Source organism: Variovorax sp. RO1, from assembly GCF_002849325.1.
In the GTDB taxonomy this organism is placed as follows: Bacteria; Pseudomonadota; Gammaproteobacteria; order Burkholderiales; family Burkholderiaceae_C; genus Variovorax.
In genome coordinates, this window is the sequence record NZ_PKMT01000004.1 from 370199 (window position 1) to 394409 (window position 24211).

27 protein-coding genes are annotated in these 24211 nt (G+C 65.8%); 16 read left to right on the forward strand and 11 right to left on the reverse strand.

All coding sequences use genetic code 11. The annotated features are described in order from the left end of the window. Positions 1-14 precede the first annotated feature (14 nt). A complete protein-coding gene (gene bfr, locus CY658_RS22110; RefSeq protein ID WP_056583098.1) occupies positions 15-491 on the reverse strand; it encodes a bacterioferritin in 477 nt (158 codons plus the stop codon). Positions 492-750: 259 nt separating this feature from the next. Here bfr and ahpC point away from each other — a divergent pair, with 259 nt between their 5' ends. Beyond that, on the forward strand, positions 751-1314 hold the full coding sequence (gene ahpC / locus CY658_RS22115) for an alkyl hydroperoxide reductase subunit C (protein ID WP_062473036.1): 564 nt from the start codon (positions 751-753) through the stop codon (positions 1312-1314). An 88-nt stretch (positions 1315-1402) separates the two neighbouring features. After that, positions 1403-2959 carry an alkyl hydroperoxide reductase subunit F gene (ahpF, locus tag CY658_RS22120; protein WP_101492229.1) on the forward strand — a complete coding sequence of 519 codons (1557 nt, stop codon included), beginning with the start codon at positions 1403-1405 and terminating at the stop codon, positions 2957-2959. A gap of 81 nt (positions 2960-3040) precedes the next feature. On the opposite strand, the gene ppsR is transcribed toward ahpF, so the two are convergent. Then, positions 3041-3862: a posphoenolpyruvate synthetase regulatory kinase/phosphorylase PpsR gene (ppsR, locus tag CY658_RS22125; protein ID WP_056583104.1), complete on the reverse strand. Its 822-nt coding sequence runs from the start codon at positions 3860-3862 to the stop codon at positions 3041-3043. Positions 3863-4055: 193 nt separating this feature from the next. On the opposite strand from ppsR, the gene ppsA reads away from it, so the two are divergent. The 7 genes from ppsA to dnaB all read left to right on the forward strand — a co-directional run bounded on the left by ppsA (position 4056) and on the right by dnaB (position 10292). Next, positions 4056-6452 carry a phosphoenolpyruvate synthase gene (gene ppsA / locus CY658_RS22130; protein WP_101492230.1) on the forward strand — a complete coding sequence of 799 codons (2397 nt, stop codon included), beginning with the start codon at positions 4056-4058 and terminating at the stop codon, positions 6450-6452. A 215-nt stretch (positions 6453-6667) separates the two neighbouring features. Then, positions 6668-7123, forward strand: coding sequence for a hypothetical protein (locus CY658_RS22135; protein ID WP_101492231.1), 456 nt, complete (start codon positions 6668-6670; stop codon positions 7121-7123). A gap of 116 nt (positions 7124-7239) precedes the next feature. Beyond that, on the forward strand, positions 7240-7614 hold the full coding sequence (gene rpsF / locus CY658_RS22140; protein WP_101492232.1) for a 30S ribosomal protein S6: 375 nt from the start codon (positions 7240-7242) through the stop codon (positions 7612-7614). Positions 7615-7618: 4 nt separating this feature from the next. Continuing rightward, a complete protein-coding gene (priB, locus tag CY658_RS22145; protein ID WP_062473014.1) occupies positions 7619-7933 on the forward strand; it encodes a primosomal replication protein N in 315 nt (104 codons plus the stop codon). 21 nt (positions 7934-7954) lie between these two features. Then, positions 7955-8236 (forward strand): 30S ribosomal protein S18, encoded by a 282-nt coding sequence (rpsR, locus tag CY658_RS22150; RefSeq protein ID WP_007830781.1) that lies wholly within the window; start codon positions 7955-7957, stop codon positions 8234-8236. Between the two features lie 15 nt (positions 8237-8251). Beyond that, complete coding sequence (rplI, locus tag CY658_RS22155; protein ID WP_101492233.1) at positions 8252-8704, forward strand: 50S ribosomal protein L9; 453 nt, start codon at positions 8252-8254, stop codon at positions 8702-8704. 181 nt (positions 8705-8885) lie between these two features. Further along, positions 8886-10292, forward strand: a complete 1407-nt coding sequence (dnaB, locus tag CY658_RS22160; RefSeq protein ID WP_101492234.1) for a replicative DNA helicase — start codon at positions 8886-8888, stop codon at positions 10290-10292. A gap of 19 nt (positions 10293-10311) precedes the next feature. Here dnaB and CY658_RS22165 read toward each other — a convergent pair whose 3' ends face one another. From CY658_RS22165 to CY658_RS22200, 8 genes are all read right to left on the reverse strand, one after another. After that, positions 10312-11061 (reverse strand): helix-turn-helix transcriptional regulator, encoded by a 750-nt coding sequence (locus CY658_RS22165; protein ID WP_101492235.1) that lies wholly within the window; start codon positions 11059-11061, stop codon positions 10312-10314. Continuing rightward, entirely contained in the window at positions 11061-11537 is a 477-nt protein-coding gene (locus tag CY658_RS22170; RefSeq protein ID WP_101492236.1) for an MGMT family protein, read from the reverse strand. Before CY658_RS22170 ends, CY658_RS22165 begins: the two co-directional genes overlap by 1 nt. Continuing rightward, complete coding sequence (locus tag CY658_RS22175; RefSeq protein ID WP_101492237.1) at positions 11534-11983, reverse strand: GyrI-like domain-containing protein; 450 nt, start codon at positions 11981-11983, stop codon at positions 11534-11536. Before CY658_RS22175 ends, CY658_RS22170 begins: the two co-directional genes overlap by 4 nt. 43 nt (positions 11984-12026) lie before the next feature. Next, positions 12027-12476 (reverse strand): EVE domain-containing protein, encoded by a 450-nt coding sequence (locus tag CY658_RS22180; RefSeq protein WP_101492238.1) that lies wholly within the window; start codon positions 12474-12476, stop codon positions 12027-12029. A 4-nt stretch (positions 12477-12480) separates the two neighbouring features. Beyond that, positions 12481-12852, reverse strand: coding sequence for a VOC family protein (locus CY658_RS22185; RefSeq protein ID WP_101492239.1), 372 nt, complete (start codon positions 12850-12852; stop codon positions 12481-12483). 158 nt (positions 12853-13010) lie between these two features. Then, the gene (locus tag CY658_RS22190; protein ID WP_101492240.1) at positions 13011-14813 is read right to left on the reverse strand and encodes a PhoH family protein; all 1803 of its coding nucleotides are present in this window, start codon (positions 14811-14813) and stop codon (positions 13011-13013) included. Positions 14814-15027: 214 nt separating this feature from the next. Next, positions 15028-15504 carry a peroxiredoxin gene (locus CY658_RS22195; protein WP_056583127.1) on the reverse strand — a complete coding sequence of 159 codons (477 nt, stop codon included), beginning with the start codon at positions 15502-15504 and terminating at the stop codon, positions 15028-15030. Between the two features lie 144 nt (positions 15505-15648). After that, positions 15649-16032 (reverse strand): Mth938-like domain-containing protein, encoded by a 384-nt coding sequence (locus CY658_RS22200; protein ID WP_101492241.1) that lies wholly within the window; start codon positions 16030-16032, stop codon positions 15649-15651. A 100-nt stretch (positions 16033-16132) separates the two neighbouring features. On the opposite strand from CY658_RS22200, the gene CY658_RS22205 reads away from it, so the two are divergent. The 7 genes from CY658_RS22205 to CY658_RS22235 are packed head-to-tail and all read left to right on the forward strand — an operon-like array spanning position 16133 to position 23252. Then, positions 16133-17365 carry a pyridoxal phosphate-dependent aminotransferase gene (locus CY658_RS22205; RefSeq protein ID WP_101492242.1) on the forward strand — a complete coding sequence of 411 codons (1233 nt, stop codon included), beginning with the start codon at positions 16133-16135 and terminating at the stop codon, positions 17363-17365. Further along, a complete protein-coding gene (locus tag CY658_RS22210) occupies positions 17362-18399 on the forward strand; it encodes a DUF1176 domain-containing protein (protein WP_101492243.1) in 1038 nt (345 codons plus the stop codon). Before CY658_RS22205 ends, CY658_RS22210 begins: the two co-directional genes overlap by 4 nt. 14 nt (positions 18400-18413) lie before the next feature. Next, entirely contained in the window at positions 18414-19736 is a 1323-nt protein-coding gene (locus tag CY658_RS22215) for a homoserine dehydrogenase (RefSeq protein WP_101492244.1), read from the forward strand. Further along, positions 19733-21148: a threonine synthase gene (thrC, locus tag CY658_RS22220; protein WP_101492245.1), complete on the forward strand. Its 1416-nt coding sequence runs from the start codon at positions 19733-19735 to the stop codon at positions 21146-21148. The genes CY658_RS22215 and thrC overlap by 4 nt, the downstream gene beginning before the upstream one ends. A gap of 16 nt (positions 21149-21164) precedes the next feature. After that, positions 21165-21710 (forward strand): molybdopterin-guanine dinucleotide biosynthesis protein B, encoded by a 546-nt coding sequence (gene mobB, locus CY658_RS22225; RefSeq protein WP_101492246.1) that lies wholly within the window; start codon positions 21165-21167, stop codon positions 21708-21710. Beyond that, positions 21703-22992, forward strand: a complete 1290-nt coding sequence (locus CY658_RS22230) for a molybdopterin molybdotransferase MoeA (RefSeq protein WP_101492247.1) — start codon at positions 21703-21705, stop codon at positions 22990-22992. Before mobB ends, CY658_RS22230 begins: the two co-directional genes overlap by 8 nt. An 8-nt stretch (positions 22993-23000) precedes the next feature. Then, a complete protein-coding gene (locus CY658_RS22235) occupies positions 23001-23252 on the forward strand; it encodes a MoaD/ThiS family protein (RefSeq protein ID WP_101492248.1) in 252 nt (83 codons plus the stop codon). Here CY658_RS22235 and dapA read toward each other — a convergent pair. Then, positions 23239-24138: a 4-hydroxy-tetrahydrodipicolinate synthase gene (gene dapA, locus CY658_RS22240; RefSeq protein ID WP_101492249.1), complete on the reverse strand. Its 900-nt coding sequence runs from the start codon at positions 24136-24138 to the stop codon at positions 23239-23241. The two genes, CY658_RS22235 and dapA, sit on opposite strands and share 14 nt — an antisense overlap. Positions 24139-24211 lie beyond the last annotated feature (73 nt).

The following is a 24211-nucleotide window of genomic DNA, read 5'->3' on the forward strand; positions in this document are numbered from 1 at the left end:
GCGTTGCGTTGTGCTTACTCGAGCTCGCCCATCTGCGACTGCAGGTAGTTCTGCAGGCCGACGCGGTCGATCAGGTCGATCTGCGTCTCGAGGAAGTCGATGTGCTCCTCGGTGTCGTCCAGGATCTCTTGCAGCAGGTCGCGCGAGACATAGTCGCGCACCGATTCGCAATGCGCGATGCCGTCCTTGATGGTCGCTTGCGCCCCGGTTTCGGCGCCGAGGTCGCAACGCAGCAGTTCGGGCACGTCTTCGCCGATGTTCAGCTTGCCCAGGTCCTGCAGGTTGGGCAGGCCGTCGAGCATGAAGATGCGGTCCATGAGCTTGTCGGCGTGCTTCATCTCGCCGATGGATTCTTCGTATTCTTTCTTCGCCAGCTTGTCCAGGCCCCAGTGCTTGAGCATGCGGTAGTGGAGGAAGTACTGGTTGATCGCAGTCAGCTCGTTCTTGAGCTGCGCCTGCAGGTGTTCGATGACTTTGGGGTCGCCCTTCATGATTATTTTCCTTGTTCTGAAAGCGGTGATTGTCCGAGGGGAGAACACGCACTTGCAAGCAAACCCATGCTGCGCCGGTCTGCATGCGTGTGATGGTGATACACGTTCGTATTGACCTGGCGCAAGGCGATGCGCGGCGCGATCGCAAACATAGCGGGTTCCAATACTTTCAATAGTTGATATCTATCAAAAACAATATATTGGTAGTTATACTCATGGCTCGCACTTTTCTTTCCAACCGCAGCATCCAAGGAATCACATGTCCCTGATCAACACCGCAGTCCAACCCTTCAAGACCCAGGCTTACCTCAATGGCAAGTTCATCGATGTGTCCGACGAGACGCTCAAGGGCAAGTGGTCTGTGCTGATCTTCATGCCGGCGGCCTTCACCTTCAACTGCCCGACCGAAGTCGAAGACGCGGCCGACCACTACCCCGAGTTCCAGAAGCTGGGTGCCGAGGTCTACATCGTGACCACCGACACGCACTTCTCGCACAAGGTCTGGCACGACACGTCGCCGGCCGTCGGCAAGGCCAAGTTCCCCCTGGTGGGCGACCCGACCCACACGCTGACCAACGCGTTCGGCGTGCACATCCCCGAAGAAGGCCTGGCACTGCGCGGCACCTTCGTGATCAACCCCGACGGCATCATCAAGACCGCCGAAGTGCACTCCAACGAAATCGCCCGCGACGTCAAGGAAACCCTGCGCAAGCTCAAGGCAGCGGTCTACACCGCCGAGCACCCGAACGAAGTCTGCCCGGCCAAGTGGAATGACGGCGACAAGACCATCGCTCCGTCGTTCGACCTCGTCGGCAAGATCTAAGCGCCCCGCGCAAAGCCCGGGCGCTCACGAGGCCCCGGGCTTTTTTGTCCCCAGTTGATAGTTTTCAGATATCGAAAGTGAGTCCCTCATGCTTGACGCCAGCACCAAAGCCCAATTGAAGAGTTACCTCGAACGCGCCACGCAGCCGATCGAGATCGTTGCCTCGCTCGACGACAGCAAGGCTTCGGGCGAAATGCTGTCGCTGCTGAAGGACGTTGCCGAAGTCTCGCCGCTGGTCACGCTGACCGAAAGCCGCGACGACAACCACCGCAAGCCCTCGTTCTCGGTCAACCGCCCGAGCGAAAACCACGGCCCGCGCTTTGCCGGCCTGCCGATGGGCCATGAATTCACGTCGCTGATCCTTGCGCTGCTGCAGATCGGCGGCTACCCCCCCAAGGTCGAGCAGGCCGTGCTCGACCAGATCAAGGCGCTCGACGGCGATTTCGAGTTCGAAATCTACGTCTCGCTCACCTGCCACAACTGCCCCGACGTGGTCCAGGCGCTGAACCTGATGGCCATCCAGAACCCGCGCATTCGCACCACGATGATCGAAGGCGGCACCTTCCCCGACGAAGTGAAGGAACGCCAGATCATGGCCGTGCCGACGGTGTTCCTGAACGGCACCGAGTTCGGCCAGGGCCGCATGAGCCTGGAAGAAATCCTCGCCAAGATCGACACCAGCGGCGTCGAGCGCGAAGCCGCCAAGATCGCCGCCAAGGACGCGTTCGACGTGCTGATCGTCGGCGGTGGCCCGGCCGGTGCCGCCGCCGCCGTGTACGCCGCGCGCAAGGGCATCCGCACGGGTGTCGCCTCGGAGCGCTTCGGCGGCCAGGTGCTCGACACGTTGGGCATCGAGAACTTCATCTCGATCAAGGAAACCGAAGGACCGAAGTTCGCCCATGCGCTCGAAGAGCACGTGCGCGACTACGACGTCGACATCATGAATCTGCAGCGCGCCAAGGCGCTGGTGCCGGGCAAGGACCTCATCGAGGTGCAGCTCGAAAGCGGCGCGTCGCTCAAGAGCAAGACGGTCATCATCTCGACCGGTGCCCGCTGGCGCAACATCAACGTGCCCGGGGAGCACGAGTTCAAGAACAAGGGCGTGGCCTACTGCCCGCACTGCGACGGCCCGCTGTTCAAGGGCAAGCGCGTCGCCGTCATCGGCGGCGGCAACTCGGGTGTTGAAGCCGCCATCGACCTCGCCGGCATCGTCGGCCATGTCACGCTGATCGAGTTCGACACGCAACTGCGCGCCGATGCCGTGCTGCAGCGCAAGCTCAAGAGCCTGAAGAACGTCGACATCTTCACCAATGCGCAGACCACCGAGATCACCGGCGACCAGAAGGTCAACGGCCTGGTCTACAAGGACCGCGCATCGGGCGAGCTGAAGAAGGTCGAACTCGAAGGCGTGTTCATCCAGATCGGCCTCGTGCCCAACACCGACTGGCTCAAGGGCACGGTCGAGCTCACGAAGCACGGCGAGATCGTTGTCGACGCGCGCGGCCAGACCTCGGTGCCCGGCGTGTTCGCGGCGGGTGACGTCACCACGGTGCCGTTCAAGCAGATCATCATCGCGGCCGGCGACGGCGCGAAGGCGGCGCTCGGCGCGTTCGACCACCTGATCCGCACGACGGCGCCGGCCTGAGTTCAGGGGGCTTTGAAAGAAAAAGGGGGGCCATCGAACAGATGGCCTCCTTTTTTTTCTCGTGCGAACTGGAGGGGCGGGTCAGTAGATCAACCGCTCCGGCCGTAGCTCCTGCAGGATCGTGGTGGCGATTTCCTCGATCGACTTGGTGGTCGTCGAGAGCCAGCGGATGCCGGCGCGCCGCATCATGGCCTCGGCCTCGCTGACTTCGTGGCGGCAGTTCTCGAGGCTGGCATAGCGCGAGTTGGGCCGGCGCTCGTTGCGGATCTCGCTCAGCCGCTCGGGCTGGATCGTCAGGCCGAAGATCTTCTTGCGGTGCGGGCTCAGCGCCGGCGGGAGCTGGCGGCGGTCGAAGTCTTCGGGAATCAACGGGTAGTTGGCCGCCTTCAGGCCGTGCTGCATCGCCAGGTAGAGCGAGGTCGGCGTCTTGCCGCTGCGGCTCACGCCGACCAGGATCAGGTCGGCGCCTTCGAGGTCGCGGTTGCTCTGGCCGTCGTCATGCTGCAGGCTGAAATCGATGGCCGCGATGCGGTCGTTGTACGCCTTGCTCTTGCTGACATCGCTGAAGCGGCCGATGCGATGGTTCGACTTCATGGCCAGCTCGATTTCGAGCGGGCGCACGAAGGTGCCGAACATGTCGAGCAGCATGCCCTTGCAGCCGGTTTCGATCACGCCCAGCACGTCCATGTTGGCCAGCGTGGTGAACACGATGGGCCGGACGCCCTCGATTTCGGCCGTGTGGTTGATCTGCCGCACCGCCTGGTGCGCCTTGTCGACCGTGTCGGTGAAGGGCAGCCGCACGTGGCGCGGCTTCATCTCGAACTGGGCCAGAACGGCATTGCCGAAGGTTTCGGCGGTGATGCCGGTGCCGTCGGAGACGAAGAAAACAGTGCGTGTATGCATGGTGTTGCTTTTGCGGCGGAGTCCTGCGGCGCGCGCGACCTGCCACGCCTACAATCCGGGCCATTATCGGGAATCCGCTTTCCCAACCCCCTCGAATTCTTTCCATGCACACCGCGACCGCACCCAAAGCAACGACAACGATCGTGCTGCGCCGTCTGCATGCAGCGCCGGTTTCAACTTCTGGAGCTTCCCCATGTCTGCACTTTTCGAGGCGACCGCACTGGTCGTGCCATTTGAAAACCTGAGGATGACCGACGTCGAGTCGGTTGGCGGCAAAAACGCCAGCCTCGGCGAAATGATCTCGCAGCTGCCACAGGGCGTGCGCGTGCCGACCGGTTTTGCGACCACGGCCCACGCGTTCCGTCAGTTCCTGGCGCACGACGGCCTGGCCGACAAGATCAGCAAGCGCCTTGCCGCGCTGGACACCGAAGACGTGCGCGCCCTGGCCGTGGCCGGCGCCGAAATCCGCGCCATGGTCGAGGCCCAGCCGTTCCCGGCCGACCTGCAGAAAGCCATCGGCGAAGCCTTCGCCACGCTGAGCGCCGGCAATCCGTCCGCCTCGTTCGCCGTGCGTTCGTCGGCCACCGCCGAAGACCTGCCCGACGCTTCGTTCGCCGGTCAGCAGGAAACCTTCCTGAACGTGGTCGGCATCGACGACGTGCTGCACAAGATGAAGGAGGTGTTCGCCTCCCTCTACAACGACCGCGCCATCAGCTACCGCGTGCACAAGGGCTTCGAGCACGACGTGGTCGCGCTGTCGGCTGGCGTGCAGCGCATGGTGCGCTCCGACCTCGGCGCCGCTGGCGTGATGTTCACCATCGACACCGAGTCGGGCTTCGACCAGGTCGTGTTCATCACCTCGAGCTACGGCCTGGGCGAGACGGTGGTGCAGGGCTCGGTGAATCCCGACGAGTTCTACGTGCACAAGCCGACCCTCAAGGCCGGCAAGAAGGCCGTCATCCGCCGCAACCTCGGCTCCAAGCTGATCCAGATGGAGTTCGCCACGCCCGAAGAGAAGAAGGCGAGCGGCAAGCTGGTCAAGACCACCGACGTCAAGGCCGAGCAGCGCAACCGTTACTCGCTGAGCGACGCCGATGTCGAGCAACTGGCCCGCTACGCGCTGGTGATCGAAGAACACTACGGTCGTCCGATGGACATCGAGTGGGGCAAGGACGGCACCGACGGCCACCTCTACATCCTGCAGGCGCGTCCCGAGACCGTGAAGAGCCAGCAGCAGGGCAAGGCCGAGCAGCGCTACAAGCTGCTGGGCAAAGGCGCCGTGCTGGCCGAAGGCCGTGCCATCGGCCAGAAGATCGGCACCGGTGCCGTGCGCATCGTGCACAACATCAGCGAAATGGACCAGGTGCAGGCCGGCGACGTGCTCGTCACCGACATGACCGACCCCAACTGGGAGCCGGTGATGAAGCGCGCCGCCGCCATCGTCACCAACCGCGGCGGGCGCACCTGCCACGCGGCCATCATTGCGCGCGAACTCGGCATTCCGGCCGTGGTCGGCTGCGGCGACGCCACCGACCTGCTGAAGGACGGCACGCTCGTCACCGTGAGCTGCGCCGAAGGCGACACCGGCTTCATCTACGACGGCCTGCTCGAGACCGAAGTGACCGAAGTGCAGCGCGGCGTGATGCCCGAGATCGATCTGAAGATCATGATGAACGTGGGCAACCCTCAGCTCGCCTTCGACTTCGCGCAGCTGCCGAACCACGGCGTGGGCCTGGCCCGCCTGGAGTTCATCATCAACAACAACATCGGCGTGCACCCGAAGGCGATCCTCGACTACCCGAACGTCGACAACGACCTGAAGAAGGCCGTCGAGTCGGTGGCCCGCGGCCATGCGTCGCCGCGCGCGTTCTACGTCGACAAGGTGACCGAAGGCGTCGCGACCATCGCCGCGGCCTTCTGGCCCAAGCCCGTCATCGTGCGCCTGTCGGACTTCAAGTCGAACGAGTACCGCAAGCTGATCGGCGGCAGCCGCTACGAGCCCGAAGAAGAAAACCCGATGCTGGGCTTCCGCGGTGCCGCGCGCTACCTGAGCGCCGACTTCGGCGAGGCCTTTGCCATGGAGTGCGAGGCGCTCAAGCGCGTGCGCAACGACATGGGCCTGACCAACGTGCAGATCATGGTGCCCTTCGTGCGCACGCTGGGCCAGGCCGAGCGCGTGACCACGCTGCTGGGCGAGCACGGCCTGAAGCGCGGTGAAAACTCGCTCAAGCTGATCATGATGTGCGAGGTGCCGAGCAATGCCGTGCTGCCGGAAGAGTTCCTGAAGTTCTTCGACGGTTTCTCGATCGGTTCGAACGACCTGACCCAGCTCACGCTGGGCCTGGACCGCGACTCCGGCCTCGAGCTGCTGGCGGCCGACTTCGACGAGCGCGACCCGGCCATCAAGGCACTGCTGAGCCGCGTCATCAAGGCCTGCAAGGCCGAAGGCAAGTACGTCGGCATCTGCGGCCAGGGCCCCAGCGATCACCCGGACTTCGCACTGTGGCTGGCGGAGCAGGGCATCGAATCGATCTCGCTGAACCCGGACAGCGTGATCGACACCTGGCAACAGCTGGCCCAGAGAGGCTGAGCCAGCGCGCGACCGGGCATGCCCGGCCGTGCGATGCAACGCGGCGAATGGCGGAAATCCCCATGGGGGATTCCCCCGTGCTTGCCCCGTGCAAATGAAACAAAGTGCGTTTCCGGTGTCAGACTCGTGACATTCGCAGGCGCCGTATCGCGGCTGCCCGCCTGAGGCGGCACAGGCCCGCCCGGGCCCGTGTCAGCACTTCGCCGGAGACCCCCATGATTCTTGTCAAGACGGAAGCCGGACAGCAGGTCCTCAAGGACCGCTCGGTGCCGTTGACGCCGCGTCAGCGCTCGGCCTTCATCCAGTTCGACGGCAAGCGCTCGATCGACGACGTGCTCGGCTCGGGCCTGGGCATCGGACGCGAGGAGATCGAACAGATGATCGCGCTGGACTTGCTGGCGCCCTTGGCCGGCCAGCCGGCTGCCGCGCCTCCAGTTCCGGCAGCCCCGGCAGCTGCCGCGTCTTCCGGCCGCAGCCGGCAGCAGCGCTACAAGGACGCGTACCCCATCGCCACCCAACTGACCGGCAGCCTGGGCCTGATGGGCTTCCGGCTCAACCTCCAAGTCGAGGGCACGACAAGCTACGAAGACCTCCTGGCGCTGGCGCCCAAGATCCGCGCCGCCGTGGGCCCGGAGAAGGCCGCGGCCCTCGACAAGGCCCTCAACGACTGAGGCGCCTTGCCGGATCTCGCAAGACAGGGCTATAATCGCCGGCTTTGCCTTGCCATACCGCGCCCGACGCTGCGGATGGCTTTTCCTCTTCCACGGAAGAATCCACAAGGAGTGCCATGCGTCACTACGAAATCATCTTGCTCATCCACCCGGATCAGAGCGAACAAGTTCCGGCCATGCTGGAGCGTTACAAGGGCCTGATCACGGCCGGCGGCGGCAAGGTCCACCGCGTTGAAGACTGGGGCCGCCGTCAGCTGGCTTACCAGATCAACAAGCTCAACAAGGCCCACTACCTGTGCGTCAACATCGAAGCTGAACAAGCCGTGATGGGTGAACTGGAACACGCGTTCAAGTTCAACGATGCCGTGCTGCGTCACCTGACCGTTCATAAGAAGAAGGCCGACACCGGTCCTTCGTCGATGATGAAGACGGTCGAGCGCGAAGAGGCCCGCAAGGCCCAGCAGGCCGAATACGCCGCCAACAACAACTGATGGCGTGACGGCTGCCGCTGCGGCGACCGGGGTCAACCAGCTTCTGCTGACCGCCTCTGTCGCCGAACTCGGAACCCTGCGATACACGCCAGCCGGCCTTCCCGCCCTCGATCTGAAGCTCGACCATGAGTCGACGCTCCAGGAGGCAGGGAAGCCCCGGCAGGTGAAAACGGCCCTTAAAGCCGTTGCGTTCGGCGCCATCGCCGAGCGGCTCGCAGCGCAGTCGATGGGAAGTCTCTGGCGATTCCAGGGGTTTCTCGCGACACCGGGCAACGGCAAGCATCCGGTCCTGCACATCCAGGATTTTCAGCAAGATTAATTTTCGACAAGAGGTCCCCCAATGGCCACGTTCAAGAAATTCAACAAAGACAAGCGCCCGAAGCGCAACACCCAGTCGCTGCTGTTCAAGCGCAAGCGCTTCTGCCGTTTCACCGTCGCTGGCGTCGAAGAAATCGACTACAAGGACATCGACACGCTGCGTGACTTCATCAGCGAAAACGGCAAGATCATCCCCGCACGCCTGACCGGCACGCGCGCGATCTACCAACGTCAGCTGAACACCGCCATCAAGCGCGCGCGCTTCCTGGCCATGGTGCCGTACAGCGACCAGCACCGCGTCTAAGAAGGAGTACACACCATGCAAATCATTCTTCTGGACAAGGTTCTGAACGTCGGCGGCCTGGGCGACATCGTCAAGGTCAAGGACGGCTACGCACGCAACTTCCTGATCCCCTCGGGCCGCGCCCGTCGCGCCACCACTGCCAACAAGGCCGAATTCGAAGCCAAGCGCGTCGAACTCGAAAAGGCTGCGGCCGCCAAGCTGGCCGAGTCGCAAGCCCAGGGCGAAAAGCTCGCCGGCTCGACCGTCAAGCTGACCCAAAAGGCTGGCGTGGACGGCCGTCTGTTCGGTTCGGTCACCAACGGCGACATCGCCGAAGAGCTGAACAAGCAAGGCTACAAGGTTGCGAAGTCGCAAGTGCGTCTGCCCAACGGCCCGATCAAGGTTGTTGGCGACAACACCGTGAGCGTCTCGCTGCACACCGACGTGGTCGTCGAGATCACCGTCACGGTCTACGGCGAAACCGCCTGATCGTTTGCAGCGCCCCGTGCGCTGACGCAAGAAAGCCGCCTTCGGGCGGCTTTTTCTTTTCTGCGCGCGAGTTGTCCAAGTTGTCCACCTCGGCGCACCGGAAGTTCACTGTTTATCAACAACCTTGTCCACACACGCCGCGCCCCGCGCGGCTTAGCATGCAGGGTTGCAAGGGAAGTCCATGTCCGCCGTTTTCTCCTATGCCGACAATGATTCGTCGGCCGACCGCCAGATCGCGCAATTGCGCATTCCGCCTCATTCCATCGAGGCCGAATCCAGTGTGCTGGGGGGCTTGCTGCTGGACAACGGCGCCTGGGACCGCATGGGCGACCTGCTGGTCGACGGCGACTTCTACCGCCATGAGCACAAGCTGATCTACGCGGCCATCGGCGGGCTGATCAATGCCAGCAAGCCGGCCGACGTGATCACGGTCTTCGAGCAGCTGCAGAACCTCGGCAAGGCCGACGACATCGGCGGGCTGGTCTACCTGAACTCGCTCGCGCAGTACGTGCCGAGCGCGAGCAACATCCGGCGGTACGCCGAGATCGTGCGCGAGCGCTCCATCCTGCGCAAGCTCGTGTCTGCCGCCGACGAGATCGCAACCAACGCCTTCAATCCGCAGGGCAAGGCGGTCGACAAGATCCTGGACGAAGCCGAGCAGAAGATCTTCAACATCGGCGAAGAAGGCACGCGGATGAAGCAGGGCTTCCAGAGCATGGATGCCCTGGTGGTCGAGCTGCTCGACCGCGTGACCGAGATGGCCGAGAACCCGAACGACATCACGGGCGTGCGCACGGGCTTTCACGATTTCGACAAGATGACCTCGGGCCTGCAGCCGGGCGACATGATCGTGCTGGCCGCGCGTCCGTCGATGGGCAAGACCTCGCTCGCGATCAACATCGCCGAGCACGTGGCGCTCGAAGAGGGGCTGCCGGTCGCTGTGTTCTCGATGGAAATGGGCGCCGCCCAGCTGGCGGTGCGTATCGTGGGTTCCATCGGCCGCATCGACCAGGGCCACCTGCGCACCGGCAAGCTCAGCGACGAAGAGTGGCCGCGCCTGACCGAAGCCATCGAGAAGCTGCGCACGGTGTCGCTGCACATCGACGAGACGCCGGGTCTTTCGTCCAGCGAGCTGCGCGCCAATGCGCGCCGGCTGGCGCGCCAGTACGGGCGCCTCGGCCTGATCGTGGTCGACTACCTGCAGCTCATGTCGACCAGCACCTCGGGCGACGAGAACCGCGCCACGGCCGTGGGCGAAATTTCGCGCGGCCTGAAGATGCTGGCCAAGGAACTGAAGTGCCCGGTGATCGCGCTGTCGCAGCTCAGCCGCGGCGTGGAAGCGCGTACCGACAAGCGCCCCATGATGAGCGACTTGCGCGAATCCGGCGCCATCGAGCAGGACGCGGACATCATCATGTTCATCTACCGCGACGACTACTACAACAAGGAGTCGAAGGAGCCGGGCGTGGCCGAGGTGATCATCAGCAAGCACCGGAACGGCCCGACCGGCACGGTCAAGCTGGCCTTCCTGAAGCCGATCACCAAGTTCGAGAACTTGGTCGGCTACAGCAACAACGACGACTACTGACCGGCCGCGCGGCAGGCCGTCAGCCGACGTCGCTGCCGGGTTCGGGCGTCGAGGCCGGCGGCTTCTGCTCCCACTCCTTGTGCCGCGCCGCCTCGGCCTTCACCTGCCGCAGCAGGTCGGCCAGCGTCTTGCCCGGCTCATCTTGGAAACGGACGGCGAGCACGTCCACTGCCTCCATGCGATCGACCCGGAAGCCGCGGAAATCGTTGCGCAGCTCGCACCATGTCGAGAGCGTCCAGACCTTGCCCCAATAGAAGCAGCCCAGCGGCCGCACCGTGCGCTCGCTGGCATCGCCCGAGACGTCGCGGTAATGCAGCCGCAGTTTCTGGTGGGCCTGCACGGCCTCGCGCAGCGTCTGCAGCCGGGTGCGCAAGGCGTCGTCGAGGCCGAGCGCGGGCGCATACAGCGCCAGCGCCTCGGCCGAGACGCGAGCCGCCGGCGGCAGCACCGACAAAATCTTTCCCAAGCCTGTCTCGATGTTGCGTGCCATTGCCGGATCGACCCAGCTCTGGGTCATGCGTGCGGCGGCCACGAGTGCCGACGCTTCGTCTTGCGTGAACATCAACGGCGGCAACTCGAAGCCCGCGCCCAGCCGGTAGCCGACGCCGGCCTCGCCTTCGATGGGCACACCCTGGTGCTGCAGGTCGGCCACGTCGCGGTACACCGTGCGCTCCGACACCTCCAGGCGCTGCGCCAGAAAAGCGGCCGTGGTGAGCCGGCGGCCGCGGATGAGCTGCACGAGCTGGAAGAGGCGGTCGGCGCGGCGCATCAACGCGTACCGACGAGGTTCCTGGCGAAGTCCTCGACAAAGTAGCGCTTGCCGCGCTGGACTACCGTGTGGCCTTCGGCTTCGAGCCGTGACATCTGGGCCTCGATGCCGCCTGGGTAGTTGGGGTTGAGCTCGCCGCCGATCTTGAGCGTGCGCCAGTAGGGCGTGCGCGGCGTGCGGCTGTCTCCGGTCATCGCTTCCTCGGTGGCGTGCGCCACCATGTGGGCGAAGATGGCCGTGGTCACGGTGCAGCCGATGGTGGCCTGGTGCCGTGCCGCGATTTCTTCGCCGATGCCAAGCACCGTCGCGAGTCGGCCTTCGGGCACGCCGCGCATGGCCTCCTCGACTTCGGCGGGCGAGGGCGTGGCGATGGTGCCCTCTCCATGCCGCGCGCGCATGGCCGGGGGAATGGCCTTCACGTTCGGCAGGTTCGGGTAGCCGGCCAGCCTGTCGCGCCAGCCCTTGCGTGTGCTCATGAGACTCCGATGTAGATCGCCACTGCGTCCGGCCCCTCGTAGGCTTCGAAATCGCTGCGGTAGCGGCGAACGATTTCCGGGTGCGCCTCGAAATACTGCCAGATGCGCTGCCAGGTGGCGATCACCATCTGCGGCATGTCGCCGCGGCCGGTGAACACGAGGTAGTCGCCCGTTTCGATGGCGACGCTGTCCGCGCCCTCCGAGACGGCCACGCCGGCCGTCACGTCGAAGGCGCCGTGCGCGTCCGATTCGTAGGCGGAGTAGACGCTGAAGATGCGCGTGTCGCCGGTGCGGTGCGGCGTCGAGTCGTAGGTCTGCTCGCCGAAGAAGCGGTTCCACAGCGCGCCGATGCGCGCGGTGGCGGGGTCGATCTCTTCGCGGTTGGTGGTGCGTGCGGTGAGGCCTGAGACCCGGAAGGCGTCGTGGTGTTGGCGGATGGGGTCCATGAGGTTTTTCTCCGGAGGTGTCGGATGAGGAGGGCGAAGGCGCTCAAAACAGAAGCGCCTTCGGTTCGGCCTTCATCGTCTGTGCGATCAGTTTCATGTCGATGTCAGTGATGTCGAACAGGCCGAAGCGGAATTTGTAGCCCCATTGCTTCGGGGTTTCGATGAAGGCGAGGCGTTCGATCAGCGGGGCGATGGGCGCCTCGTGTGCGGCGACGTAGGCCACGTCGCGACGCCACGGGACGAAGCCGTTGCCCATGTCGAACTCGTAGGGATCGCCGGGCTGGACGATGCCGAGCGACACGAAGCTTTGCAGCTTGTCCGTGCCGCCGAACACCGTGGCCGGCGAATAGTAGGCCACGCGGTCGCCCACTGCCACGCGCTTGAGCGGCGCCAGCTTGCCGTGGCCCAGCTGCATGAACCCGAGCGGCCGGTGGTCCCGCCCGCGCCGGGCATGCTCGGCGCTGGCGACCGCAATCCAGTTGCGTTGTGCCATGGTCTCAGGCCGGGGCGTGCAGGCCGACTTCGTTCCCTTCGGTGTCGCGCAGGTGGGCGATGAAGCCCATGCCCGGTGGCAGCGCCGACTTGGGTGCCACGATCTGTCCGCCGGCCGCCTCGACGCGCGAGAGCACGGCATCGATGCCGGTGCAGTCGAGGTAGACGCGGATGCCGCTGCCGGCCTGCGCGCTGGTGTTGGCGCCGGGCTTCAGCGCGCCGCCGGTGGCGGGTTCGTCGTAGGGGAACACGACCAAGGGGTTGCCGCCGAAGTCCTCGCGGCGCAGCTTGCGCGCGAGCACGGTTTCGTAGAAGGCCTGGGCGCGGTCCAGATCGGCGACGGGAATCTCGAACCAGGTGATGGCGGTGGTTGTCATGAGGTGCTCGCTTTCGTTCGTTGTTGCGTTGGAAGGAGCCTGCATGGTGCGAGCCGCCTCCTGACAACGTCTTGTCAGTAGCCTGTCATGACGGACGAAAAAAAGCCCGCGATGCTCCGGGAGCATGCGCGGGCTTCGATCGGCCGGAGCCGATGGATTTACAGCACGTCGCTTGCGAAATCCGCCAGCCGCGAGCGTTCGCCGCGCGCCAGCGTGATGTGCCCGCCGTGCGGCCAGCCCTTGAACTTGTCGACCGCGAAGGTCAGGCCCGACGAGCCTTCGGTGAGGTAGGGCGTGTCGATCTGCGCGAGGTTGCCCATGCAGATGATCTTCGTGCCGGGGCCGGCGCGGGTGATCAGCGTCTTCATCTGCTTGGGCGTCAAGTTCTGCGCCTCGTCGATGATCACGTACTTGTTCAGGAAGGTGCGCCCGCGCATGAAGTTCATGCTCTTGACCTTGATGCGGCTGCGGATCAACTCGTTGGTGGCTGCGCGGCCCCACTCGCCGGCGCCGCCGCCATCGCCCTTGGCCAGGAACTCGAGGTTGTCGTCGAGCGCGCCCATCCAGGGGCCCATCTTTTCTTCCTCGGTGCCGGGCAGGAAGCCGATGTCTTCGCCGACGCTCACCGTGGCGCGGGTCATGATGATCTCGGTGTAGCGGCGGTCGTCCAGCACCTGCGTGAGGCCCGAGGCCAGCGCCATCAGGGTCTTGCCGGTGCCGGCGGTGCCGGTCAGCGTGACGAAGTCGATCTCCGGGTCCATCAGCAGGTTCATCGCGAAGTTCTGCTCGCGGTTGCGCGTGTTCACGCCCCACACGGCGTTCTTGCCCGAGCTGTAGTCCTTGAGCGTCTTGAGCACCGCGGTCTTGTCGCGGATCTCGGTGACGCGCGCGTACATGCTCGGCTCGCCGGGCGCCTCGAAGAAGACGAACTGGTTGATGTACAGGTTGGGCACGATCGGACCGCTGATCCGGTAGAACGTGTTGCTGCCGCTCTGCCAGCTTTCGACGGTCTTGCTCTGGCGGGTCCAGAAGTCGGGTGGGAGCGCCAGCGAGCCGGCGTAGAGCAGGTCGCCGTCTTCCAGCGTCTTGTCGTTCTGGTAGTCGTCGGTGGCCAGGCCCAGGGCACGCGCCTTGACGCGCATGTTGATGTCCTTGGACACCAGCACCACTTCCTGCTTCGCCTTTCCCGGGCGGTCTTTCGCGTATTCGTCGCGCAGGGCCTGGACCACGCCCAGGATCTGGTTGTCGGCCTTGCCTTGGGGCAGGCTGACCGGCAGCGAATAGTCGAGCGGCGCGGTCTGGAAGAACAGACGGCCGCCGGCCTCGCGATGGCCGGTGGTGTCGAGCTTCAGGCCCTTGTCGATGTCGGCGTCCTGTGCGCCGGCCAACGCATCGAGCGTGCGGCTGGTCTGGCGGCCGTTGCGGGCGACTTCGGTCGTACCCTTCTTGTGGCCGTCGAGCTCTTCCAGCACGATCATCGGCAGGAAGATGTCGTGCTCCTCGAAGCGGAACAAGCACATCGGGTCGTGCAGCAGCACGTTCGTGTCGAGCACGAACAGCTTGGCCGGGCCGGTCGACTTGCGCTTGGGGCGCGCCGGGCTATGGAGCGACGCGACAGGTGCGACGGCTGCGGGCGGCGGCGTGGGCACGCGCGTCTCGACCTGCACCATTGCGGGCTGTGGTTGCTGCTGCGGTGCGCTCACCGGTGCCGACGTGGGCGCCGGGGCGGGCGCAGCCTTCGTTTTCGATCGGCGTGCCGGACGCGCGGCCGGCGCATCGCCGCCGCCTTCGGTGCCGAGGTTGTCGAACAGCTCCAGCGGCTGCGGCCCGCTCTTGGCGGGAGCGTCGTCGCGCGCGTCGCCGGAGCGGCGCGAGCTTCTGTGCGAGGAGCGGGCGGGTGCATCGATCGCATCCGGCGAGAGCAATGCGGCGCGTTTCGTGGGGGCGGGAGGCAATGGCATGGGTCAGGTCGCTCGCAAGAAAAGGGGGGAACCGGAAAACGAAAAAGCCGCCTGTAAACCCAGGCGGCTTCGTTCGGTGGATGCGGTCGTGGAGCTCAACGGCATGAAGCCATTATGCACACCGCGAAAGACGCACCGGAGGCTCTTTGCGTACCGCGTGGGGCAATTCCCACGACTTGACGCAAAAGCGCACGCCCGGTGCCCTGCAGCGCGATCAGGCCGCCTTCTTGAGCGCCTTGACAGCCTTGAGCACGTCTTCGACATGGCCCGGGACCTTGAGTCCGCGCCATTCGGCCTTCAGGATGCCGTCGGCGCCGATCAGGAAGGTGCTGCGCTCGATGCCCTTGACCTTCTTGCCGTACATGATCTTGTTCTTGACCACGCCGAACATGTGGCACATTTTTTCTTCGGTGTCGGCAATCAGTTCGAACGGGAGTTCGAGCTTGGCCTTGAATTCGTCGTGCGACTTCATGTTGTCGCGCGACACGCCGAAGACGGTGGCGCCTGCTTTTTCGAAGTCTTTGTAGTGATCGCGAAACTGCATCGCTTCGGTCGTGCAACCCGGAGTGTTATCTTTCGGGTAAAAATACATGACCAGCACGTGGCCGAGGTGCGAGGTATTCGAGACCTTCAGGCCGCCCGTGGCGTTGGCGTCGAATTCAGGAATGGGTTTGTTGACAACGATCGCCATGAAACTTGTTTTCTCCGTTAGATTCCGTTCTCCGAGCCCTCTCAGCCTTTTTCGGGCTTGCTCGATGAACGGAGGATTGGTCGTTGCTAACTCTGGGTAGCTGGCCGGTTCGCAACCCGGTATTTTACCTCGAAAACCCCTCCCTCAGCCACCCGCCGGGCTCTCGACGAGCAGGGCGGCGATCACGTGCCGGCCTTCGCCGGCCAGGATGTTGTAGGTTCGGCAGGCCGCCGGGGTGTCCATGGTCTCCACGCCGGTGCGTTGCGCCATCAGGGGCTGCAGCCATGCGGGCTGGGGAAATCGGATGCGGGTTCCGCTGCCGAAAATAACCAATTCGGCGCCCAAAGAGGCCAATTGCGCGAAATGTTCGGGGCCTAGCTCGTCGAAACGCGTGCAATCCCAGACAAAGCGTTCGCCACGCGAACCCACGACGACGCTGCCCTCCACCTTTTCGTTGTTGATCGCGACCCAGCCGGGGCCGTGTGCGGTGAGGGTCTGGGCGTCGGATTTGTCGGGCTGGAGCTTCATCGGGGCACTGGGAACTGTGGTCAAATTATAGGTTTTCCCTAGTGACACGAGGCTCGCAAGGGCCTTTGACCTTCGAGTAAACCCGCCCGGGAGGGCCCCTTTGAAGCAGCTCAAGAAATCGGCCAAGCTGGCCAACGTCCTCTATGACATCCGCGGTCCCATCATGGACGCCGCCAAGCAGATGGAGGAAGAAGGCCAGAAGATCATCAAGCTCAACATCGGCAATCTGGCCGTGTTCGGGTTCGATGCGCCTGAGGAGATCCAGCAGGACATGATCCGCAACCTGCCGACCTCGGCGGGTTACTCGGACAGCAAGGGTGTTTTCGCGGCGCGCAAGGCCGTGATGCACGAGACCCAGAAGCAGGGCATCGCGGGCGTCACGCTCGATGACATCTACCTGGGCAACGGCGCCAGCGAGCTGATCGCCATGTCGACCAACGCGCTGCTCAACGACGGCGACGAGCTGCTGCTGCCGGCCCCCGACTACCCGCTGTGGACCGCCTCCACGAGCCTGTCGGGCGGCACGCCGGTGCACTACCTGTGCGACGAGGACAACGGCTGGATGCCGAACCTGGCCGACATCCGCGCCAAGATCACGCCGCGCACAAAGGGCATCGTGGTCATCAACCCGAACAATCCGACCGGCGCGCTCTATTCCGACGACCTGCTCAAGAGCCTCGTCGAGATCGCCCGCGAGCACGGCCTCGTCATCTTCGCCGACGAGGTCTACGACAAGGTGCTGTACGACGGTGTCAAGCACACCGCCATTGCCAGCCTGTCGACCGATGTGCTCACGCTGACCTTCAATTCGCTCTCCAAGAGCTACCGTTCGTGCGGCTACCGCGCCGGCTGGCTCGTGGTGTCGGGCGACAAGCGCAGCGCACAGGACTACATCGAGGGCCTGAACATGCTCTCGAACATGCGCCTGTGCGCCAACGTGCCGGGCCAATGGGCCATCCAGACGGCGCTTGGCGGCTATCAGAGCATCAACGACCTCGTGTGCGAGGGCGGCCGCCTGCGTCGCCAGCGCGACCTGGCCTACGAACTGATCACCGCCATTCCGGGCGTGAGCTGCGTCAAGCCCAGCGCCGCGCTCTACATGTTTCCCAAGCTCGACCCTGAGGTCTATCCGATTGCGGACGACCGCCAGTTCTTCCTTGAGCTGCTGAAAGAAACCCGCGTGATGCTGGTGCAGGGCACCGGCTTCAACTGGGCCACGCCGGACCACTTCCGCATCGTGTTCCTGCCCCATGAAGACGACTTGCGCGAGGCCATCAACCGCATCGCCAAGTTCCTGGAGCAGTACCGGTTGCGTCGCAAGACGGGACCATGAAATCCGCCTGCGTCGCTGCCGCGCTGTTGCTGGGCGCACTGTCTGTCGGCGCGGCCGGGAAGAAAGAGCTGGTCTCGTTTTCGCACAACGACTGGGAGCTGGTCTGCGACAACACGCGCACCTGCCGCGCCGCCGGCTACCAGGCGGATGGCGGAGAGCATCAGCAGGTGTCGATGCTGATCACCCGCGCGGCCGGGCCGAACACGGCCCTCGACATCCAGCTGCAGATCGGCGATGACGGCGGTGCCAAGGGGCCGCTGCGCTTCAAGGTCGGCAAGGCGGCCCTGTCCGGCCTCGACGCGGGAACCGCCAGCTTCGACGAAGGCCAGATCCGCGCCGTGCTGCCCGAGCTGCTCAAGAGCGACGACGCCACCGTCACGGCCAACGGCGGCAAGAAGTGGACGCTGTCGCTCGCCGGCCTCAACGCCGTGCTGCTGAAAATGGACGAAACGCAGGGGCGCGTCGGCACCCCGGGCGCGCTGGTGCGCAAGGGCACCAAGCCCGAAGCTTCCGTGCTGCCCCCCGTGCCGGCCCCCGTCGTCAACGTGGTCAAGCCGCCCAAGGCAAAGCCCGGCGACGCGGCACTGCCCGCGCGCATCTTTCCGTCGCTCGATATCGCCGCAGTGAAGGAACAGTGCAACAACAGCACGGACTTCAGCGCCAAGTCGCTCGAAATCGTCCGCCTGAGCGGCAGCAAGGTGCTGCTGTCCATGGGCTGCGGCATGGGCGCGTACAACTATTCGAGCCTGCTCTGGATCGCCAACGACAAGCCGCCCTATGCGCCGGTGTCCCTCGAAGCGAACGGCGACTTCGACGACAAGGACGCCAGCGTCACCTCGGCCATGAAGGGCCGCGGCATCGGCGACTGCTGGTCGAGCGAAACCTGGCACTTCAACGGCACGACCTTCGTGCGCACCGGCGCGTCCGGCGACGGCATGTGCCGCGGCTTCGCAGGCGGCGCCTGGAGCCTGCCGCGCTACGTCAGCCGCCTCGTGGACGCCGCAGCACCGCCCCTCACCTCCTCCAAACCATGAACGCGACCCCTCCCATGAAATCCATCCAAGTAGGCCTGCTCGGCGCAGGCACGGTCGGCAGCGGCACCTTCAAGGTGCTCCAGCGCAACCAGGAAGAAATCAAGCGCCGCGCCGGCCGCGGCATCGAGATCACCATGGTGGCCGACCTCGACACCGCCCGTGCTCGCGAAGTGGCCGGTGAAGGCGTGACCGTGGTCGCCGATGCGCGCGAAGTCATCGCCAACCCCGACATCGACATCGTCATCGAGCTCATCGGCGGCTACGGCATTGCCAAGCAGCTCGTGCTCGAGGCCATCGCGGCCGGCAAGCACGTGGTCACGGCCAACAAGGCGCTGCTCGCCGTGCACGGCACCGAGATCTTCGCGGCCGCGCACGCCAAGGGCGTGATGGTGGCCTTCGAGGCCGCGGTGGCCGGCGGCATCCCGATCATCAAGGCGCTGCGCGAAGGCCTCACGGCCAACAGCATCCAGTGGCTGGCCGGCATCATCAATGGCACGACCAACTTCATCCTGTCCGAAATGCGCGATAAGGGCCTCGATTTCGCCACCGTGCTGAAGGAAGCCCAGCGCCTGGGCTACGCCGAAGCCGACCCGACCTTCGACATCGAAGGCGTCGACGCCGCGCACAAGGTCACGCTGATGAGCGCCATCGCGTTCGGCATCCCCGTGCAATTCGACAAGGCGCACGTCGAGGGCATCACCAAGCTCGCCGCGCAGGACATCAAGTACGCCGAACAACTCGGCTACCGCATCAAGCTGCTGGGCATCACCAAGCGCACTGCCCAGGGCATCGAGCTGCGCGTGCACCCGTCGCTGGTGCCGTCCAAGCGCCTGCTGGCCAACGTCGAGGGCGCGATGAACGCCGTGGTCGTGCACGGCGACGCCGTCGGCACCACGCTGTACTACGGCAAGGGCGCCGGCAGCGAGCCGACCGCCAGCGCCGTCATTGCCGACCTCGTCGACATCACCCGCCTGCACACCGCCGACGCCGCGCACCGCGTGCCGCACCTGGCCTTCCACCCCGATGCCATGAGCGACCTGAAGGTGCTGCCGATGTCGGAAGTCGTCACCAGCTATTACCTGCGCCTGCGCGTGGCCGACCAGGCCGGCGTGCTCGCCAAGGTGACGGGCCTGCTCGCCACCGCCGGCATCAGCATCGACGCGGTGCTGCAGCGCGAAGCCGACGAAGTGGGCGGCGAAGGCTCCACGCAGACCGACCTCATCATCCTCACGCACGACGCGCGCGAAGGCACCGTCGACGACGTCATGGCCGAGCTGCAGGCGCTGCCGACCGTGCTCGAACCCATCGTGCGCATCCGCAAGGAAGAGTTGAAGTGAACTACCTGAGCACCCGCGGCCACCCCGACCGCAAGCGCTTCTGCGAAATCCTCCTCGAAGGCCTCGCGCCCGATGGAGGCCTCTACCTGCCCGAGACGTACCCGCAGGTCGACACCGACACGCTCGCCAAATGGCGCACGCTGCCGTACAACGAGCTGGCCTTCGAGATCCTCTCGCTGTACATCGACGACATTCCCGCAGCCGACCTGAAGGCGATCTGCGCGAAGACCTACACGGCCGAGGTGTTCGGCTCCGACGAGATCGTGCCGCTGCGCGAGCTCGAAGACGGCGTGTACCTCGAAGCCCTGTCCAACGGCCCCACGCTGGCCTTCAAGGACATGGCGATGCAGCTGCTGGGCAATCTGTTCGAGTACGAACTGGCCCGCCGCGGCGCCGAGCTCAACATCCTGGGCGCCACCAGCGGCGACACCGGCAGCGCGGCCGAGTACGCCATGCGCGGCAAGAAGGGCGTGCGCGTCTTCATGACCTCGCCCGACGGCCGCATGAGCCCGTTCCAGCAGGCGCAGATGTTCAGCCTGCAAGACGAGAACATCCACAACATCGCCATCACCGGCGTGTTCGACGACTGCCAGGACATCGTCAAGGCGGTGTCGAACGACCTGGGCTTCAAGCGCAAGTACCGCATCGGCACGGTCAACTCGATCAACTGGGCGCGCCTGCTGGCGCAGGTCGTCTACTACTTCGCGGGCTACTTCCAGGCCACCGCAAGCAACGACAAGCCCGTGAGCTTCACGGTGCCTTCGGGCAACTTCGGCAACGTCTGCGCGGGCCACGTGGCGCGCATGATGGGCCTGCCGATCCAGACGCTGGTGGTCGCCACCAACGAGAACGACGTGCTCGACGAATTCTTCCGCACCGGCGTGTACCGCGTGCGCGCCGCAGTCGACACGCACGAAACCTCAAGCCCGTCGATGGACATCAGCAAGGCCAGCAACTTCGAGCGCTTCGTGTTCGACCTGGTCGGTCGCGATGCGGCCCGCCTGCGCCAGCTGTTCGTGGACGACCTGGGCCTGCGCGGCAGCTTCGACCTGAGCGCCGACCCAGTGTTCCAGCAGGCGGCCGAGCGCTTCGGCTTCCGCAGCGGCCGCAGCACGCATGCCGACCGGCTCGCGATGATCCGCGACACCGAGAAGCGCTTCGCCACGCTGATCGACCCGCACACCGCCGACGGCCTCAAGGCCGCGCGCGAGCAGCTCACGCCCGGCGTGCCGATGGTGGTGCTCGAAACCGCACTGCCGATCAAGTTCGCGGCCACGGTGGTCGAGGCGCTGGGCGAAGAACCCGCGCGCCCGAAGAAGTTCGAAGGCATCGAAGCCTTGCCCAAGCGCGTGGTCCAGCTGCCGGCCGATGCCGAGGCCGTCAAGGCCTACATCGCCGAGCACTGCGACTGACGCAGGCGGCCACGGCATGAAGGTCGTCGGCTTCGCCGGTTACTCCGGCGCAGGCAAGACCACGCTGGTGGAGCGCCTGATTCCCGTGCTGAAGCAGCGCGGCCTGCGCGTGTCGGTGGTCAAGCACGCACACCACCGCTTCGACATCGACCATGCCGGCAAGGACACCTGGCGCCACCGGCAGGCCGGGGCCTTCGAGGTGGTCGTGGCGTCCGACCAGCGGCTTGCGCTCATGCGTGAGTTCGAGGTGCCCGCCGATCTCACGGTGCACCAGTTGCTCGCCGAGTTGCACCCGGCGGTCGACTGGGTGCTGGTCGAGGGCTTCCGGCACAGCGACGTGCACAAGATCGAGGTCTGGCGCCCGAGCGACGACGGCGAGGCGCCGCGCTCTGCGCTGTACATCGACGACCCCTTCGTCACCGCCATCGCCACCGATGCGCCGGCCGGCCTGCCCGAGCCCACGGTGCGCCCGGTGCTCGACCTCAACGACGCCGAGGCCATTGCGACGTGGTTGATCGACAGCGGCGAGCGCTTCGACTACAACCCCGAACACCATGGCTGACTCTTCTCCCGTTCCCTTCGCCGCCTCGTCCTTGCGCCCGCCGCTGATGCCGCTCGATGAAGCGATCGCGGCGCTGCTTGCGAAGGTGCAGTCGGTGCTGCCGGCCGAAAGCGTCGGCACCTTCGACGCCGACGGGCGCGTGCTGGCGCAGGACCTCGTCTCGGGCCTCACCGTGCCGCCGCGCGACAACAGCGCGATGGACGGCTATGCCGTGCGCGCGGCCGATTGCGCCACGCCCGGCACCGAGTTGACCGTGACGCAGCGCATCCCCGCAGGCACCGTCGGCACGCCGCTCGCGGCCGGCACGGCGGCGCGCATCTTCACGGGTGCGCAGATTCCAGAGGGTGCCGACGCAGTCGTCATGCAGGAAGACACGACCGCCACGCCGCAAGAGGGCGGCCTGGGCTCGGTGCGCATCGCCATCGCGCCCGTGGCCGGCCAGTGGGTGCGCCGCGCGGGCGAAGACGTGGCCTCGGGCGATGTGGTGCTCAAGCGCGGCGAACGCCTCACGCCCGCCGCGCTCGGCCTGGCCGCCAGCGTCGGCTTCGACACGCTGCAGGTTGCGCGCAAGCCGCGCGTGGCCATGCTCTCCACCGGCGACGAGCTGGTGATGCCCGGTGAGGTCGCGCCCGACGCCATGAAGCCCGGCGCGATCTACAACTCGAACCGCTTCTTCATGCGCGCGCTGCTGCATCGGCTGGGCTGCGAGGTGAACGACCTGGGCATCGTGCCCGACAACCGCGACGCCACCATCGCCGCGCTGCGCGATGCGGCCGAGACGAGCGACCTGATCATCACGACCGGTGGCGTCTCGGTCGGCGAAGAGGACCACATCCGCGCCGCGCTGCAGTCGCTCGGCGAACTGCAGCAGTGGGCGCTGTCGATGAAGCCCGGCAAGCCTTTCGCCTACGGCTCGATTGCCCGCAGCAACGGGCAGGGCGCCTGCCACGTCACGGGTCTGCCCGGCAACCCGGTGTCGAGCTTCCTGACCTTCCTGATGCTGGTGCGGCCCTTCCTGCTCACGCTGCAGGGCGCCACGCGCGTGACGCCCGAGGCCGTGCCGCTGCGCGCCGATTTCGACTGGCTGCGCGCCGACAAGCGCCGCGAGTTCCTGCGCGTGCGGCGCAACGCGGCGGGCGGGCTCGACCTGTTCGCCAACCAGAGTTCGGGCGTGCTCACGTCGATGGTCTGGGGCGACGGCCTGGTCGACAACCCGGCGGGCCGGACGATCAAGACCGGCGACACCGTGAACTTCATTCCCCTCGCATCGCTGCTCGGCTGAGTCTTCCCATGAAAGTCCGCATCCGTTATTTCGCCTCCGTGCGCGAGGCACTGTCCAACAGCGGCGAAACCGTCGACACGCAGGCCGGCACGCTCACGGCCCTGCGCGACGAACTCATTGCCCGCGGCGGCGCCTACGCCAGCGCGCTCGCACGCGGCAAGGCCGTGCGCATGGCGCTCGACCAGGCCATGAGCGACGAAGCCGCCGCGCTGAGCGACGACTGCGAAGTCGCGTTCTTCCCGCCCGTCACGGGCGGCTGAGCCGCGCGTCCAGCGCCACGAGGCGCTCGCGCAGGCCGTCCGACGCGCGCGTCATCGGCGAGCGCAGCTCGTCACGCAATTCGCCCGCATGCGCCAGCAGCGCCTTCAGCGGGCCCGGGTTCGGTTCGGCAAACAGCATCTCCAGCAGCGGTTGCAGCGGTTGCCATTCGGCGCGCGCTTCGGCCAGCCGGTTCTCGGCCAGCAGGCGCACCAGCCGCACGAGACGCCTCGTCTGCACATGGCCGCTGGCCGCGATGGCGCCCACGCCGCCCTCGGCCATGGTCGCGAAGATCTGGTGGTCTTCGCCCGTGAGCACCTGCAGCCGGCCATCGGCGATCACCGCGCGCGTCTTGGCCATGTCGCCGCCGCAGTCCTTGATGCCGCGGATGCGCGGGTGCCCGGCCAGCGCCAGCAGCGTCTCGCGCGCGATCGTCACGCCGGTGCGGTAGGGAATGTCGTAGACCAGCACCGGCACCGTGCTGGCATCGGCGATGGCGTGGAACCATTCGACGACACCGGCCTGCGACGGGCGGATGTAGTGCGGCGCGGACACCAGCAGGCCCGCCAGCGGGCGTTCCGAGAGCTTGCGCGCCCAGGCCGTGGCCTTGCCCAGGTGGTAGCCCGACACGCCCATGACGACCGGCAGGCCGCCCGCGGCGGTCAGCACGGTGTCGAGCACGGCCAACTGCTCGGCCTCGTCGAGCGCGGCGGCCTCGCCGGTCGAGCCGCAGGGCACGAAGCCCGTCACGCCGTCGTCGGCAAGCCGCCGGACGAGCGCCGCCAGGGCGGTGTGATCGACCGCGCCGTCGCGGAACGGGGTGACGAGCGCGACCCAGAGGCCCGAGAAATCGGAGGGGGTGTCGGCGGTTGGTTGTTGTTGTGGCACGCAGGCTTCCTTTCAGGAATCGACCGATGGAAAGAACCACCGTCCGATGCGCGCGCAACCCAAGAGGGGCCAA